This window comes from Burkholderia anthina (assembly GCF_902498995.1).
GTDB classification, from domain to species: Bacteria; Pseudomonadota; Gammaproteobacteria; order Burkholderiales; family Burkholderiaceae; genus Burkholderia; species Burkholderia anthina.
Genome location: NZ_CABVLY010000023.1, coordinates 59,826 through 74,905, shown reverse-complemented (window position 1 = coordinate 74,905; position 15,080 = coordinate 59,826). Strand labels below are relative to the sequence as shown.

Sequence of the window (15,080 nt, the reverse complement as noted above, 5' to 3'; positions counted from 1 at the left end):
GGTTTGAACGCAATGCTCCATTCACGGTTCGGGCGCCGCGCGCGCCAAGGCTGGATGCTGGCGTGCGCATTCGCGGCGGCTTTGCTGCTCGCCGGATGCGACAACGCGCCGAAATTCCAGAATCTCGACATCACCGGCAACACGCAGTTCGGCACCGATTTCTCGCTGCCCGACACGACCGGCAAGGTGCGCACGCTGGCCGACTTCAAGGGCCGCGCGGTCGTGATGTTCTTCGGCTATACGCACTGCCCGGACGTCTGTCCGACGACGATGGCCGAATTGTCCGAGGCGCTGAAGCAGCTCGGGCCGGATGCCGCGAAGCGGGTGCAGGTGCTGTTCGTCACCGTCGATCCGGAGCGCGATACACCCGCGCTGCTCGGCCAGTACGTGCCCGCGTTCGATCCGTCGTTCATCGGCCTGCGGCCGGCCGACGAAGCGCAGCTGAAGAAGGTCACGAAGGATTTCCGCGTGTACTACGCGAAGGTGCCCGGCAAGACGCCCGGCAGCTACACGATGGATCACACCGCCGCGAGCTACGTGTTCGATCGCGACGGCAAGCTGCGCCTGTTCGTGCGCGACGGCCAGGGCCCCGGCCCGTGGGTCCACGACCTGAAACTGCTGGTCGACTGAGCGGCGCGCGCCGCCTGATCGCCCGGGCGCTCGCCCGGCGATACGCGTGACGGCCTCGACGCGCCGTCACGCATGCTTCCTGCTCCCCCTCGAATTGCCGTCACCGCTTCGCGGCGCGCGGCGCGTACGTGCATGCACATCCGCCGCGCCCGAGCGCGTTACGGCAGCGCCGGCACGTTGAAGCCCTGCGCCGCGCGCGTGATCCTGAATTCGGTCACGCGATAGGTCGCGAGCCCTTCGGTCACGAACGGATCGGTCTTCAGGATCGCGTCCAGTTCGTCGCGATCGATGCGGGCCGCGAGGATCACGCCGCCTTCGCGCGGCACCTTCGGCCCTGCCGCGATGAAGATGCCGCGCTCCAGCAGCGGCTGCAGATACGCGCGATGGCGTTCGAGCGCGTCGTCGATGCGCTCGAGCGACGCGGTGTAGTGGATGTCGATGACGTACATGGATGGCCCTGGAATGTCGCCGGCGCGGTGCGTGCCGGCCAACTGGTCTTTGTAGCACAGCGGCCGTTCCGTGTCGTGCCGTGCTTCGCGTGCCGGCCGCGTGTATTCAAGTTGTAAGCGTCGCTGCCGTAAATATGGAAGCAACCGTTTGCGCGCGGTCGAGACCGTCGCGCGCATTCCGGGCATCGATATCGACGAGAGGCATGCAGATGAGCAGAATGAGTTTGAACCGCAAGCTGTGGCTCGCGCTTGCGCTGGTATGGGTCGGCCTTCTCGGCGTCGGCGCGTGGAGCGCGTACGAGACGCGCGCGACGATGCTCGCCGAACGCAAGGCAGGCATCGCGAACCTCGTCGACTCGGCGGCCGGCATCGTGAGCGCGTATCACGCACTCGCGCAGAACGGCACGCTGCCCGAGGCCGACGCGAAGCGCGAGGCGCTCGCGAGCCTGGCCGCGATGCGCTACGGCGATGCGGGCTACGTGTTCGTGATGGACTCGAAGCCCGTCGTGCTGATGCATCCGACGTTGCCGAAGCTCGTCGGCACGCAGGTCGGCGACTATCTCGATCCGGACGGCAAGCCGCTGTTCGTCACGATCCTGAATGCCGCGAAGGCGACCGGCAGCGGCTTCGCCGAGTATCGCGGACGGCTGCCGCACAGCGAGACGGCCGTGCCGAAGATCAGCTACGTCACGCGCTTCGCGCCGTGGGACTGGAACATCTCGAGCGGCGTGTTCCTGAAGGACATCGATACCGTCTACTACCGGACGCTGTTCGGTCACCTCGCGGTCGTGTTCGTGATCGGTTTCGTGATCAGCGCGGCGATGCTCGTGATCATCCGCAACGTGCGCGGCAGCCTCGGCGGCGAGCCGGACGAAGCGGCCGCGCTGGCGATCCGTATCGCGCAGGGCGACCTGAGCCGGCCGGTGCCCGTGCGCGACGGCGACAGCACGAGCATGATGGCGGCGATGCGCGACATGCAGGCGCGCTTGCAGGCGACGATCGGCGGGATCCGCCAGTCGGCCGAATCGATTGCATCGGCGAGCCGCGAGATCGCGTCCGGCAACGACGACCTGTCGCAGCGTACCGAGGAGCAGGCCGCGTCGCTGGAAGAAACGGCCGCGAGCATGGAGCAACTGACCGCGACGGTGAAGCAGAACGCCGACAACGCGCGGCAGGCGAGCGGGCTCGCGAACAACGCATCGGAGATCGCGCGCGCGGGCAACGACGTCGTGAGCCGCGTGATCGGCACGATGGGCGAGATCGACGACAGCTCGCGCAAGATCGCCGACATCATCGGCGTGATCGAGGGCATTGCGTTCCAGACCAACATCCTCGCGCTGAATGCGGCGGTCGAGGCCGCGCGCGCCGGCGAGCAGGGGCGCGGGTTCGCGGTGGTCGCGGGCGAGGTGCGCTCGCTTGCGCAGCGTAGCGCGACGGCCGCGAAGGAGATCCGCGAGCTGATCGTCGACTCGGTCGAGCGCGTGCGCAACGGCTCGACGCTGGTCGGCCAGGCCGGCACGACGATGGGCGAGATCCTGCAGGCGGTCGCGCGCGTGACCGACATCATGGGCGAGATCGCGGCCGCATCCGAAGAGCAGGCGAGCGGCATCACGCAGGTCGGGCGTGCCGTCACGCAGATGGATCAGGTCACGCAGCAGAACGCGGCGCTCGTCGAGGAGGCCGCAGCGGCCGCTGCGTCGCTGCAGGAGCAGGCCGGGCGGCTGCGCGACGCGGTCGGTGCGTTCCGGGTCGGTGGTGGCGACGGGGGTGGCGCGTCGCATCGCGCCGGCGGGCGGACGGGCGAACCGGTGTTCGGCGTGCAGCCCGCGGAAGAAGCGGTCGCCGCGTAACCGCGGCAGCGTGCTGCTATCGACGAAGGCGGGCACGGCGCCATGAAGCATCGTGCCCGGCCGGCAGTTCGCAAAGGAAGGTCGCTCCTTCGCCTCATTAAACGCAACTAACGGCCAATTCGCACAGCCCCCGCCAGCACCGTCGCGGTGCATACCCATATGAGCGGGATGTATTTCACTTACGGCTCATCCTGTGACACCATTTGCCCCTTCCTGCGAGTCGGGGCATACCCGTATCGCGCCCCCATTTTCAGTTAGCAAGAAAGCGAGAAACAGATGAAGCGTCGCAGTCTCCTGAAGGTATTTTCCGTGCTGGCCACCGGTGCCGCACTGACGCTGTCGGCTGGCGCGCACGCCGAAGACAAGGTGATCAAGGTCGGTACGGTTGCCGGTCCGGATTCGGAAGTGTGGCAAGTCGTGCAGAAGGTCGCGAAGGAGAAGGAAGGCCTGAACGTGAAGGTCATCGAGTTCAACGACTACGTGCAGCCGAACGCGGCGCTCGACGCGGGCGACCTCGACGCGAACAGCTTCCAGCACCAGCCCTACCTCGACAGCCAGGTGAAGCAGCGCGGCTACAAGATCGTCAGCGCGGGCCTGACCTACATCTCGCCGATGGGCGTGTACTCGAAGAAGTTCAAGTCGCTGAAGGATCTGCCGCAAGGCGCGAAGCTCGCGGTGCCGAACGATCCGTCGAACGAGAACCGCGCACTGCTGCTGCTGCAGACGCAAGGCGTGATCAAGCTGAAGGCCGGCGCCGGCACGGGCGGCAACAACGCGACGGTACTCGACATCGCCGATAACCCGAAGAAGCTGAAGATTTCCGAACTCGACGCCGCGCAACTGCCGCGCGTGCTGTCGGACGTCGACGCAGCCGTGATCAACACGAACTACGCGATCGCCGCGAACCTGCAGCCGACCAAGGATGCGATCGCGCTCGAATCGTTGACGAGCCCGTACGCGAACCTGATCGCCGTGCGCGCGAAGGACAAGGATCAGCCGTGGGTGAAGAAGCTGGTCAAGGCGTACCAGTCGCGTGAAGTGAAGGAATTCATCAACAAGCAGTTCAAGGGCTCGATGGTCGCGTCGTTCTGAGCGCGATCGGTTGACCGAACGAAGGCCTGCACACGTGCAGGCCTTTTTTATATGCGACAGGCGGCGTTCCGTTGCTGCTGCGCATGCGTTGGCTGCGTAGCTCTGACGCGCTTGCGAGATGCAGGGGCGACTTGAAGATCGCTCATTGCATTTGCGCTTATCCGATCGGTACGGTTTCGTAACGGTCTGTCAGGTTGGCATCGGTTCAGCGTGCCGCTGCTCGAACGCGGAATCGGTATGCGCTTTTCCTCCTTGGCATCCCGCCGAGCCCCGTCGTTGCTCACTCGAGCCAAATAAGAGCGATCTCTCGGGATATTGCACGATCGTCGCGACATGAATTGTCAGCGGATCGGCGGGAATGTCTTTATGTCGTGGTCGTATGTCTTCGGTAGACTGAAAAGGCAGTTCAAGATCGGATGGGGCGCTCTCGCGAGTGACGTTCTAACCATTCCTTGCAAGGCGGTGAGTCACTGCAACAGAGTTGCGAGAGAGGGGGACGGATTGTGGTGGATATCGATCGCCGGATAATCGATTTTGTGAGGGGGATGTCCGGGTTTTATCTGTTGTCAGGGGGCGAGGGTGGAACTGAGAACACCGATCTGGATGTTGATCTGGGTTTTGATGCGGCTGAGGTCGAAGAGGTGATGGCGGCGTATTCGAAGGAATTTAATGTCGATATGAGTGGATTCGACATCAAAAAATATTATCCGGAGGACGATTCCTCATTGCTTGACTTGATCAATCCCTTCAAGAAGAGGGTAATTCATCAGGTTCCGGACCTGAATGTTCGGATGTTGATCGTTTCGGCCAAAGCAGGGCGCTGGCTCTACAGTTGACGGGCACGCGCCGCCGCCCTCACATCTCGCCGCGCCGCGAGCAGATCGCCATGATCTGCTGGATCGCGTAGTTGTCGCGCACGCCCGGCAGCGACTGCACGACACACTCGTGATAGCGCCGCTCGCGCGGCAGCAGCATCGCGTTGTTGCGGTACAGCGCGTCGCACGAGCGCTGGATCAACTGGGCCGCCGCGCCGTTGCGGCTCTCGCGCAGCGCGTTGAGCATGCAATCGTCGTAGGGCGCATTGCCGTCGGTCAGCGCGAATGCCGCGCCCGGCAGCATCAGCGCGACGGCCGCGAATGCGGCGGCATGGATCCCCGGTTTCATCTGCCCTCCGCTGGCGTGGACTGGGTCGATCGACAGGATAACGTAAAGCCTCGACAGTGGCTGACGCGTTGCACCCACCCTGGCGCAAACTGCCGCCGGCCGGGCGTCTCGCGCGTTTCGACGTGTCACGGCACCGGTGTGCGCCGGGCTGTCGTGCGAAAGCGCGGAGTCAGGCGGTGGTCTGCGGAAATGGTATTCTCATGCGTTCGCCGCCGCGCGCCTTCCCGGGGCCCGCGCGAGGCCGGTGCCGCTGCATTGCGTGCGCCGGCACCTGCATGACGGCGGCGGGAATCCATCATCCAGAACCGACACAAATACGGGGGAGACTCACCCATGAAGCGTTTCAAGACTTTCGCGATCCGTTCGATCACGGCCGGCGTGGCCGCACTGGCATTCGCCGGCGCTGCGCACGCGCAGACGGTCAAGGTGCTGTCGATCGTCGACCATCCGGCACTCGACGCGATCCGCGACGGCGTGCGTGCCGAACTGAAGGCGGAAGGCTACGGCGACGACAAGCTCAAGTGGGAATACCAGAGCGCGCAGGGCAATACGGGCACGGCCGCGCAGATCGCGCGCAAGTTCGTCGGCGACCAGCCCGACGTGATCGTGGCGATCGCGACGCCGGCCGCACAGTCGGTCGTCGCGGCGACCAAGAGCGTGCCGGTCGTCTATTCGGGCGTGACCGATCCGGTCGCCGCGCAGCTCGTGAAGGGCTGGGGCCCGTCGGGCACCAACGTGACGGGCGTATCCGACAAGCTGCCGCTCGACCGCCAGGTCGCGCTGATCAAGCGCGTCGTGCCGAAGGCGAAGACGGTCGGCATGGTCTACAACCCGGGCGAGGCGAACTCGGTCGTGGTCGTGAAGGAACTCAAGGAGATCCTCGCGAAGCAGGGCATGACGCTGAAGGAAGCGGCCGCGCCGCGCACCGTCGACATCGGCCCGGCCGCGAAGAGCCTGATCGGCAAGGTCGACGTGATCTACACGAACACCGACAACAACGTCGTGTCCGCGTACGAAGCGCTCGTGAAGGTTGCGAACGAAGCGAAGATCCCGCTCGTCGCCGGCGACACCGACAGCGTGAAGCGCGGCGGCATCGCGGCGCTCGGCATCAACTACGGCGACCTCGGCCGCCAGACCGGCAAGATCGTCGCGCGCATCCTGAAGGGCGAGAAGCCGGGCGCGATCGCGTCGGAGACGAGCAGCAACCTCGAGCTGTTCGTGAACACGGGCGCGGCCGCGAAGCAGGGCGTCACGCTGTCGCCGGATCTCGTGAAGGAAGCGAAGACGGTCATCAAGTAAGCGGTCCGACCGCCGCGCTTGCAGGCCCGATCCGGGCCTGGACAACCTCGCCGGACGGGCGGCTCCCACCCGGGGCCGCCCGTCCGCTTCACCCGGCCGTACACGTCCGGCCGGGAAGCAACAGGATTTCCCCATCATGTCTCTGTTCTCGTTTCTGGGCGCCCTGGAGATCGGCCTGATCTTCAGTCTCGTCGCCCTCGGGGTGCTGATCTCGTTTCGCATCCTCAATTTCCCCGACCTGACCGTCGACGGCAGCTTTCCGCTCGGCGGCGCCGTCGCCGCGACGCTGATCTCCGCCGGCTACGACCCGTTCACGTCGACGGTGATCGCGATCGTCGCGGGCGCGCTGGCCGGCTTCGTCACCGGCTGGCTCAACGTGCGCCTGAAGATCATGGATCTGCTCGCCAGTATCCTGATGATGATCGCGCTCTACTCGGTGAACCTGCGGATCATGGGCCGGCCGAACGTGCCGCTCATCACCGAGCCGACGATCTTCACCGTGCTGCAACCCGACTGGATGCCCGACTACGTGCTGCGCCCGGCGCTGCTCGCGATCGTCGTGGTGGTCGCGAAGCTCGGCCTCGACTGGTTCTTCTCGTCGCAGCTCGGCCTCGCGATGCGCGCGACCGGCGCGAACCCGCGGATGGCGCGTGCGCAAGGCATCGCGACGGGCCGCGCGACGCTCGCCGGGATGGCGCTGTCGAACGCGCTCGTCGCGCTCGCCGGTGCGCTGTTCGCGCAGACGCAGGGCGGCGCCGACATCTCGATGGGGATCGGCACGATCGTGATCGGGCTGGCCGCCGTGATCATCGGCGAGACGCTGCTGCCGGCGCGCCGGCTCGTGCTGACGACGCTCGCCGTCGTGCTCGGCGCGATCGTCTACCGCTTCTTCATCGCGCTGGCGCTGAACAGCGAATTCATCGGCCTGAAGGCGCAGGACCTGAACCTCGTGACGGCCGCGCTCGTCACGATCGCGCTGGTGTTGCCGGCGACGCGCAAGAAGCTGTTCGCGCGCAAGAACGGAGGGGCATGACATGCTGTCCGCACAAGACCTGAAACTCACGTTCAACCCCGGTACGCCGATCGAGACGCGCGCGCTGCGCGGGCTGTCGCTCGAGATTCCCGACGGCCAGTTCGTCGCGGTGATCGGCTCGAACGGCGCCGGCAAGTCGACCTTCCTCAACGCGGTCAGCGGCGACCAGCGCGTCGATTCGGGGCGCATCGCGATCGACGGCACGGACGTCACGCGCCAGCCCGCATGGGATCGCGCGCACCTCGTCGCGCGCGTGTTCCAGGACCCGATGGCCGGCACCTGCGAGGCGCTGACGATCGAGGAGAACATGGCGCTCGCGATGGCGCGTGGCGCACGGCGCGGCTTTCGCGCGGCGCTCGACCGGCCGTCGCGCGAGCTGTTCCGCGACAAGCTGCGTCTGCTGAACCTCGGGCTGGAAAACCGGCTGACCGACCGGATCGGGCTGCTGTCGGGCGGGCAGCGGCAGGCGGTGAGCCTGCTGATGGCATCGCTGCGGCCGTCACGGATCCTGCTGCTCGACGAGCACACGGCCGCGCTGGATCCGAAGACGGCCGCGTTCGTGCTGGAGCTGACCGCGCGTATCGTCGCCGAGAGCAAGCTGACGACGATGATGGTCACGCACAGCATGCGGCAGGCGCTCGACTACGGCGACCGCACGGTGATGCTGCACCAGGGGCAGGTCGTGCTCGACGTGTCGGGCGACCAGCGCAAGGGGCTCGACGTGCCGGACCTGCTGCAGATGTTCGAGAAGGTGCGTCACGAGCAGCTCGACGACGACGCGCTGCTGCTCGGCTGACGCGTGACAGGCGGCGCGGATCGGCGCGGTGTGCGGTGCGGGCATCGTGCCGGTTTGCTTGCCGGTCCGGCGGCGTGATCCGGTTTCGCGGGCGTCGCCCGGGCCGGGTGGTTGTCGTGGGCGTTCGGTCGATGCGAGCCGGCCACGCCCGGGCCGGTTCGCCTTGAGATGACGGGCGCGCCGGTTTTTCTTCCGCGTTTCATCTGACGAAAGACTGGTTTCGTACCAGTACTGTGCGACGCGAGCGCATTGCCATATACTGTATATCCATACAGTTGTGGGTGGCGTCATGCTCGCATCCTCCATTTCTCCCGAATCCCTTCATCCGTCGCTGTGGCGCGGCTCGCAGCTCGCGCGCGGTGGCCCGCGCACGATCGACACGGGCTTTGCGCCGCTGTCGGCCGAGCTGCCGGGCGGCGGCTGGCCGGTCGGCGGGCTGGTCGAACTGCTGGCCGCGCAGCCGGGCAGCGGCGAGATGCGGCTGCTCGCGCCGGCGCTCGCGCGCACGGTCAGCGCGCGGCGTCCGCTCGCGCTCGTCGCGCCGCCGCAGTCGCCGCATGCAACCGCGCTCGCCAGTCTCGGCGTGCCGTCCGACGCGCTGCTGTGGCTGCGCGCCGGCAACCGCACCGATGCGTTGTGGGCCGCCGAGCAGGCGCTCAGGACGGGCTGCTGCGGTGCGCTGCTGCTCTGGCAGGACGCGCGCGCCGATGCGTTGCGGCGCCTGCATCTTGCGGCCGCGCGCACCGGTGACACGCTGTTCGTGATGCTGCGCCCGCTGTCGGCCGCACGTCAGCCGTCGCCGGCCGTGCTGCGCGTCGCGCTGTATCCGGTGCCGGGCGGCGTGTCGCTCGACATCGTCAAGCGTCGCGGGCCCGCGCGCAGCGAGCCGCTTACGCTCGATTTGCCGTCGCCCATCGTGGAGAGCCGCTATGCGCGTCTTGCTCGGCATCCATCTGCCGCGCCTGCCGCTCGACGTGTGCGCCCCGCCGCCGTCTGACGCAGCGGCCGGCGATGCCGGCTGTGCGGTGCTCGAGCAGGGCGTCGTGCTGATTGCCGACGCACCGGCGCGCCGGCAGGGCGTGCGCGCGGGCATGAAGCGCGGCGGCGTGCTGACGCTCGCGCCCGATACGCGGCTCGTCGAACGCGATCCCGCGCGCGAGGCCGATGCGCTGCGCGCGGTCGCGCTCGCGTTGCTGCGTTTCTCGCCGTGCGTCGCGCTCGACGACGAAGCCACGCTGATCGTCGACGTCGGCCCGAGCCTGCGCCTGTTCGGCGGCCTACCGTCGCTGTGCCGCCAGGTGCGCGCGACGCTCGCGGCGCTCGGCTATGCGGCGCGCCTGTCCGCCGCGCCGACCGGGCGCGGTGCGTGGCTGCTCGCGCGCACGTCGGCGCGCGCCTGCATCCGGCGTCGCGTGGCCGCGCCGGCCTCGCTCGTTCGTGCGCTCGATCGCTTGCCGTGCGTGCTGTTGCCCGAGGCGCGCCCGTATGCGGGCTGGTTCGACGGCCTCGGCTGCCGCACGCTCGCCGATCTGCGCGGCCTGCCACGCGCGGGGCTGCAGCGCCGCTGCGGTCCGGCGTTGCTCGCCGCGCTCGATCGCGCATACGGCGATGCGGTCGAACCGCTTGCGTGGATGGCGGTGCCGCCGGTGTTCGACGTGCGGCTCGAATTGCCGGAGCGCGTCGAATATGCGGAAGCCGTGCTGTTCGCCGCACGGCGGCTCGTCGTGCAGCTATGCGGGTGGCTGGCCGCGCGACAGTTGTCGCTGGCCGCGATGACGTTCGATCTCGAGCACGAGCGCGGCCGCCAGGCCGTGCCGCCGACGCCGCTCGAACTCGCGTTCGCCGCCCCCGTGCGCGACGAGGCGCACTTCATGCGGCTGCTCGGCGAGCGGCTCGCGCGCGTCGAGCTGCCGGCCGCGGTGATCGCGGTGCGGCTGAAGGCCACGCGCGTCGAATCGGTCGCGCCGCCGGCCGACGATCTCTTTCCGGAACCGGGCGGCACGAAAGAGACGCGCGCGCGGCTGTTCGAATTGCTGGTCGCACGGCTCGGCGCGGACAACGTGCTGCGCGCGGCCCCCGTCGCCGATTACCGTCCCGAGGCCGCGAACCGCTGGCTGCCGCTCGATGCGCACGCGGGCAAGCCGGCCGGCGGGCCGCCCGCCGCGCCGCCGCGCCCCGCGTGGCTGCTGGCCGAGCCGCTGCCGTTGTTGATGCGCGGCGAGCGGCCGGTATTTCATACGCCGCTCAGGATGATGTCGTCGGCCGAGCGGATCGAAGCCGGGTGGTTCGACGGGCAGATGGTCGCACGCGATTACCACGTCGCGCAGGACGAAGAGGGTGCGTGCTACTGGGTGTTCCTGGAGCGTTCGAGCAGCCAGGCCGTGCCGCGCTGGTTCCTGCACGGCCTGTTCGGATGAGCGGCGATGGTTGCGGAATTCAGTTGGCTGCCCGATTACGCGGAGTTGTTCTGCCGTTCGAACTTTTCGTTTCTGCATGGCGCGTCGCATGCGGAGGAACTGGTCGAGCGCGCGGCCGAGCAAGGCTATCGCGGGATCGCGATCACCGACGAATGCTCGCTCGCGGGCGCGCCGCGCATGCATGTCGCGGCGAAGGCGAAAGAGCTGCCGCTCGTCATCGGATCGTATTTCGAAGTCACGCCGGATGACGTCGCGCCCGGCCACGATCCTGGCCCCGGCGCGTTCGGGCTCGTGTTGCTCGCGCAGAACCGCGAGGGTTACGGCAATCTTTCCGAACTGATTTCGTGGCGGCGGATGGCCGCGCCGAAGGGGACTTACACGCTGACGTCGCGGATGCTGTCGGCACCGCCCGCGGAGTGTGCGCATCTGCGCGGCATGCCCGACTGCTTCGCGATCCTCGTGCCTGCGTATCCGGTGCGCGCGGACGTGCTCGATGCGCAGGTCGCGTGGTTTCGCACGACGTTCGGCGAGCGCGCGCGGCTCGGGCTCGTGCAACTGCAGCGCGCGCTCGATGGTGCGCAGCGCGACGATATCCGCGCGGCCGGCGCGCGGCGCGGGGTGCGTGTCGTCGCGCTCGGCGACGTGACGATGCACCGGCGCTCGTGCAAGGCACTGCAGGACGTGATGACGGCGATCCGGGTCGGGATGCCGGTTGCCGAGTGCGGGTATGCGCTTGCGCCGAACGCGGAGCAGCATCTGCGTACGCGTGGGCGGATCGCGAAGTTGTTTTCGCCGGGCGAGATCGCCGAAACGTGCGTGATTCTCGATGCGTGTCGTTTCGAACTCGACACGCTTCGCTACGAGTATCCCGACGAGATCGTGCCGGCCGGACATACGCCAACGAGTTACCTCGAGCAGGAGACCCGGAACGGCGCACTTCAACGTTACGCCGGAACGGTACCCGGGCACGTGCGGGAGCGGATCGACTACGAGTTGGCGTTGATCGCGCAACTGGAATACGAGCCCTTCTTCCTGACCGTCTACGACATCGTCAAATACGCGCGCAGCCAGAACATCCTGTGCCAGGGCCGCGGCTCGGCCGCGAACTCGGTCGTCTGCTACTGCCTCGGCATCACCGAAGTCAATCCGGATCAAAGCACGATGCTGTTCGAGCGTTTCATCAGCGCGGAACGCGGCGAGCCGCCCGATATCGACGTCGACTTCGAGCACCAGCGTCGGGAAGAAGTGATTCAGCATATCTACAAAAAATACGGGCACGACCGCGCCGCACTCGCGGCCGCCGTGTCGACGTATCGCCCGCGCGGCGTGCTGCGCGAAACCGGCAAGGCGCTCGGCGTCGATCCGATGCTGGTCGACCGCGTCGCGAAGGGGCATCGCTGGTTCGACGGCAGTCGCGATTTGCTGCAGCAATTTGCGACGACCGGGCTCGATCCCGAAACGCCGCTGATTCGCGCATGGGCCGAACTGGCGGGGAGATTGCTCAACTTCCCGCGCCACTTGTCGCAGCATTCGGGCGGCTTCGTGATCAGCCGCGGCAAGCTCACGCGGCTCGTGCCGGTCGAGAACGCGGCGATGGACGGGCGGCGCGTGATCCAGTGGGACAAGGACGATCTCGAAGCGCTCGGCCTGATGAAGGTCGACGTGCTCGCGCTCGGCATGCTGTCGGCGCTGCATCGCGCATTCGACATGCGCACCGCGTGGCGCGGGCCGCCGGAGCCAGGCGGCGAACCGTTCACGCTGAAGCACATTCCCCAGGATGACGACGCCACCTACGACATGATCTGCCGCGCCGATACGGTCGGCGTGTTCCAGATCGAATCGCGCGCGCAGATGTCGATGCTGCCGCGGCTGAGACCGCGCAACTACTACGATCTCGTCGTCCAGGTGTCGATCGTGCGGCCCGGGCCGATCCAGGGCGGCGCGGTGCATCCGTATCTGAAGCGGCGCAGGATCGTGGCCGGCGAAGAAGCGGGCGAGGTCACGTACCCGAGCGACGCGCTCAAGGCCGTGCTCGAACGCACGCTCGGCGTGCCGATCTTCCAGGAACAGGTGATGCAGATCGCGATCGTCGCGGCGGGCTTCACGCCCGGCGAGGCCGACGAATTGCGCCGGGCGATGGCCGCGTGGAAACGCAAGGGCAACCTCGAGAAGTATTACGGCAAGATCGTCGACGGGATGCTCGAGCGCAACTACACGCGCGAATTCGCCGAGCAGATCTTCGAGCAGATCAAGGGCTTTGGCGAATACGGTTTCCCCGAGAGCCACGCGGCCAGCTTCGCGAAGCTCGCATACGCGAGCAGCTGGCTCAAATGCCATGAACCGGCGGTCTTCCTCGCCGCGCTGCTGAACAGCCAGCCGATGGGTTTCTACCCGCCGTCGCAACTCGTGCAGGACGCGAAACGTCACCGCGTGACGGTGCTGCCGATCGACGTCACGCAAAGCGGCTGGGAAGCGTCGCTCGAAGCGCTGCCGGGTCAGCCGCCACCGCGCGGCCAGCCGGCGGTGCGGCTCGGCCTGTCGCTCGTGCGCGGTCTCGGCGAAGCTGCCGCGCGGCGCATCGAGGCCGCGCGCGCGGCCGGCCCGTTCGAGAACGTCGACACGCTCGCGCGTCGCGCGCAGCTCGAACGGCGCGATCTCGAAGCGCTCGCCGCCGCGAACGCGCTCGCGATGCTTGCCGGCCATCGCCGCGATGCGCTGTGGCAGGCCGTCGCCGCGGCGCCCGAACGCGACCTGCTCGCCGCCGCGCCGATCGACGAAGCGGAGAAGCCCGCGCTCGGCGCGCCGTCGGAAGCCGACGACATCCTCGCCGACTACGACACCACCGGTCTCACGCTGAACCGCCACCCGGTCGCGCTGCTGCGGCCCGCGCTGCGCGCGCAGCGGCTGTCGTCCGCGGCCGAGCTGCGCGACCGTCCCGACGGCCGGCTCGCGCGCGCGTGCGGGCTCGTGATCGCACGGCAGATGCCGGGCACCGCGAAGGGCGTGATGTTCATGACGCTCGAGGACGAAACGGGCTGCGTGAACGTGATCGTGCGGCCCGAGCTGCTCGCGCGGCAGCGTCGCGAAACGCTCGATTCGCGGCTGCTCGCGGCGTCGGGCGTGTGGCAGGTCGTCAGCGACGTGAGGCACCTCGTCGCGCAGCATTTCGAGGATCTGACGCCGCTGCTCGGCGGCCTGCGCACGTCGAGCCGCGAGTTCCATTGACGCGGCGTGCCGGCATGCGTGCGGTGGCCGCGTTCCATGCATACCAGTTGGCCGAACTGGTTCTATTTTCGTCTCGTTTTCAGCACCGCCAGCACGACGAATCCGGCACTGGAACGGTCCCCTTGCATACCAATCCGGGTAAATCCCTATCCTGCATCGCGTTGTAAACAAAGGCTTTCCCGCTACTAAAACGCTTGCCGGACAAGGCTTTCGGCGATTTTCGCACCGCTAATACCAGTTCGTTGACTGGTATTATTGTGGTTATATAATGCGTTCACTTTCGACGGTCCGAGATCGTCGTCCGACACCCGGAGGCACATGGAAACCGGCTGGGCCGAACTGGCGCCCGATCCCGTCAACGACACGCCGCTGTATCTGCAGCTCGCCCGCAATCTGGCGAGCGCGATTCACGCCGGCGCGTGGCGAGCCGGAGAGGCGCTGCCGTCGGAGCGGTTGCTGTCGGTGTCGGTCGGCGTGTCGCGGATCACGGCCCGCCGTGCGCTCGCGCTGCTGGTCGAGCAGGGGCTGATCAAGCGGGCGCGCGGTGCGGGCAGCTTCATCACGCCGCGTGTCGCCGATCCGCTGTCGCGTCTCGTCGGCTTCACCGCGAAGATGCAGCAGCGCGGCTTCAGGCCCGATTCGGTGTGGCTGTCGCGCAAGCTGCGCGCCGCGAACCGCGACGAGATCACGCGTCTCGGCCTCGCGCCCGGCGCGACGGTTGCGCGGCTCGAACGGCTGCGTCGCGCGGACGGCATCGTGATGGCCGTCGAGCATTCGACGCTGCCGGCCGCGGTGTTGCCGGATCCGCAGGCGCTCGGCGCGTCGCTGTACGAATACCTCGACGCGCGCGGGATGACCGTCGTGCGCGCGCTGCAGCACTTTCGCGCGGCCAACGCGACGCACGAGATCGCGAAGTGGATGGCGGTGAAGCCGGGCTCGGCCCTGCTGGTGATCACGCGCATCGGCTATGGCGCCGACCAGCGCGCGATCGAAGTGTCCGAAACGTATTGCCGCGACGACTACTACGACTTCGTCGCCGAACTGAAACGCTGACGCGCGAGACTGCCCGCGCGCCACGCGCAACGAACGCAACCGATTTGCAAATCGCGACGCGGATGTCCGCGT

General features: G+C 67.6%; 13 protein-coding genes. 11 read left to right on the top strand and 2 right to left on the bottom strand.

Features of this window, described 5'->3' with window-relative positions; translation table 11 throughout:
• Nucleotides 1-12: 12 nt before the first annotated feature.
• Complete coding sequence (locus tag BME24068_RS26065; RefSeq protein WP_096507394.1) at nucleotides 13-630, top strand: SCO family protein; 618 nt, start codon at nucleotides 13-15, stop codon at nucleotides 628-630.
• Nucleotides 631-788: 158 nt separating this feature from the next.
• On the opposite strand, the gene BME24068_RS26060 is transcribed toward BME24068_RS26065, so the two are convergent.
• Complete coding sequence (locus BME24068_RS26060) at nucleotides 789-1,079, bottom strand: YciI family protein (protein ID WP_039321616.1); 291 nt, start codon at nucleotides 1,077-1,079, stop codon at nucleotides 789-791.
• Between the two features lie 209 nt (nucleotides 1,080-1,288).
• On the opposite strand from BME24068_RS26060, the gene BME24068_RS26055 reads away from it, so the two are divergent.
• The 3 genes from BME24068_RS26055 (at nucleotide 1,289) to BME24068_RS26045 (ending at nucleotide 4,857) form a co-directional block, all read left to right on the top strand.
• Nucleotides 1,289-2,929 carry a methyl-accepting chemotaxis protein gene (locus BME24068_RS26055; protein WP_174927836.1) on the top strand — a complete coding sequence of 547 codons (1,641 nt, stop codon included), beginning with the start codon at nucleotides 1,289-1,291 and terminating at the stop codon, nucleotides 2,927-2,929.
• A gap of 276 nt (nucleotides 2,930-3,205) precedes the next feature.
• The gene (locus BME24068_RS26050; protein WP_174927835.1) at nucleotides 3,206-4,021 is read left to right on the top strand and encodes a MetQ/NlpA family ABC transporter substrate-binding protein; all 816 of its coding nucleotides are present in this window, start codon (nucleotides 3,206-3,208) and stop codon (nucleotides 4,019-4,021) included.
• Between the two features lie 506 nt (nucleotides 4,022-4,527).
• Nucleotides 4,528-4,857, top strand: a complete 330-nt coding sequence (locus BME24068_RS26045) for a DUF1493 family protein (RefSeq protein WP_203368152.1) — start codon at nucleotides 4,528-4,530, stop codon at nucleotides 4,855-4,857.
• Nucleotides 4,858-4,876: 19 nt separating this feature from the next.
• Here BME24068_RS26045 and BME24068_RS26040 read toward each other — a convergent pair whose 3' ends face one another.
• Nucleotides 4,877-5,185 carry a VF_A0006 family four-cysteine protein gene (locus BME24068_RS26040; protein ID WP_174927834.1) on the bottom strand — a complete coding sequence of 103 codons (309 nt, stop codon included), beginning with the start codon at nucleotides 5,183-5,185 and terminating at the stop codon, nucleotides 4,877-4,879.
• Between the two features lie 333 nt (nucleotides 5,186-5,518).
• On the opposite strand from BME24068_RS26040, the gene BME24068_RS26035 reads away from it, so the two are divergent.
• The 7 genes from BME24068_RS26035 to BME24068_RS26005 all read left to right on the top strand — a co-directional run bounded on the left by BME24068_RS26035 (nucleotide 5,519) and on the right by BME24068_RS26005 (nucleotide 15,008).
• Nucleotides 5,519-6,484, top strand: coding sequence for an ABC transporter substrate-binding protein (locus BME24068_RS26035; RefSeq protein WP_174927833.1), 966 nt, complete (start codon nucleotides 5,519-5,521; stop codon nucleotides 6,482-6,484).
• A 136-nt stretch (nucleotides 6,485-6,620) separates the two neighbouring features.
• Nucleotides 6,621-7,517: an ABC transporter permease gene (locus tag BME24068_RS26030; protein ID WP_096507390.1), complete on the top strand. Its 897-nt coding sequence runs from the start codon at nucleotides 6,621-6,623 to the stop codon at nucleotides 7,515-7,517.
• Nucleotide 7,518: 1 nt separating this feature from the next.
• Nucleotides 7,519-8,313 (top strand): ABC transporter ATP-binding protein, encoded by a 795-nt coding sequence (locus tag BME24068_RS26025; protein WP_096507389.1) that lies wholly within the window; start codon nucleotides 7,519-7,521, stop codon nucleotides 8,311-8,313.
• 289 nt (nucleotides 8,314-8,602) lie between these two features.
• Nucleotides 8,603-9,310, top strand: a complete 708-nt coding sequence (gene imuA, locus BME24068_RS26020) for a translesion DNA synthesis-associated protein ImuA (protein WP_096507388.1) — start codon at nucleotides 8,603-8,605, stop codon at nucleotides 9,308-9,310.
• On the top strand, nucleotides 9,243-10,730 hold the full coding sequence (locus tag BME24068_RS26015) for a Y-family DNA polymerase (protein WP_096507387.1): 1,488 nt from the start codon (nucleotides 9,243-9,245) through the stop codon (nucleotides 10,728-10,730). The genes imuA and BME24068_RS26015 overlap by 68 nt, the downstream gene beginning before the upstream one ends.
• A gap of 6 nt (nucleotides 10,731-10,736) precedes the next feature.
• Nucleotides 10,737-13,955 carry an error-prone DNA polymerase gene (locus tag BME24068_RS26010; RefSeq protein WP_174927832.1) on the top strand — a complete coding sequence of 1,073 codons (3,219 nt, stop codon included), beginning with the start codon at nucleotides 10,737-10,739 and terminating at the stop codon, nucleotides 13,953-13,955.
• 318 nt (nucleotides 13,956-14,273) lie between these two features.
• Nucleotides 14,274-15,008, top strand: a complete 735-nt coding sequence (locus BME24068_RS26005; protein WP_096507385.1) for a GntR family transcriptional regulator — start codon at nucleotides 14,274-14,276, stop codon at nucleotides 15,006-15,008.
• The last annotated feature ends 72 nt before the right edge of the window (nucleotides 15,009-15,080 follow it).

What these genes read in the sequence shown, in the direction of transcription:
- BME24068_RS26065 (WP_096507394.1), top strand. Translation starts at nt 13, where the DNA reads ATGCTCCATTCACGGTTCGGGCGCCGCGCGCGCCAAGGCTGGATGCTG.
- BME24068_RS26060 (WP_039321616.1), bottom strand. Translation starts at nt 1,079, where the DNA reads ATGTACGTCATCGACATCCACTACACCGCGTCGCTCGAGCGCATCGAC.
- BME24068_RS26055 (WP_174927836.1), top strand. Translation starts at nt 1,289, where the DNA reads ATGAGCAGAATGAGTTTGAACCGCAAGCTGTGGCTCGCGCTTGCGCTG.
- BME24068_RS26050 (WP_174927835.1), top strand. Translation starts at nt 3,206, where the DNA reads ATGAAGCGTCGCAGTCTCCTGAAGGTATTTTCCGTGCTGGCCACCGGT.
- BME24068_RS26040 (WP_174927834.1), bottom strand. Translation starts at nt 5,185, where the DNA reads ATGAAACCGGGGATCCATGCCGCCGCATTCGCGGCCGTCGCGCTGATG.
- BME24068_RS26035 (WP_174927833.1), top strand. Translation starts at nt 5,519, where the DNA reads ATGAAGCGTTTCAAGACTTTCGCGATCCGTTCGATCACGGCCGGCGTG.
- BME24068_RS26030 (WP_096507390.1), top strand. Translation starts at nt 6,621, where the DNA reads ATGTCTCTGTTCTCGTTTCTGGGCGCCCTGGAGATCGGCCTGATCTTC.
- BME24068_RS26025 (WP_096507389.1), top strand. Translation starts at nt 7,519, where the DNA reads ATGCTGTCCGCACAAGACCTGAAACTCACGTTCAACCCCGGTACGCCG.
- imuA (WP_096507388.1), top strand. Translation starts at nt 8,603, where the DNA reads ATGCTCGCATCCTCCATTTCTCCCGAATCCCTTCATCCGTCGCTGTGG.
- BME24068_RS26015 (WP_096507387.1), top strand. Translation starts at nt 9,243, where the DNA reads ATGCGCGTCTTGCTCGGCATCCATCTGCCGCGCCTGCCGCTCGACGTG.
- BME24068_RS26010 (WP_174927832.1), top strand. Translation starts at nt 10,737, where the DNA reads ATGGTTGCGGAATTCAGTTGGCTGCCCGATTACGCGGAGTTGTTCTGC.
- BME24068_RS26005 (WP_096507385.1), top strand. Translation starts at nt 14,274, where the DNA reads ATGGAAACCGGCTGGGCCGAACTGGCGCCCGATCCCGTCAACGACACG.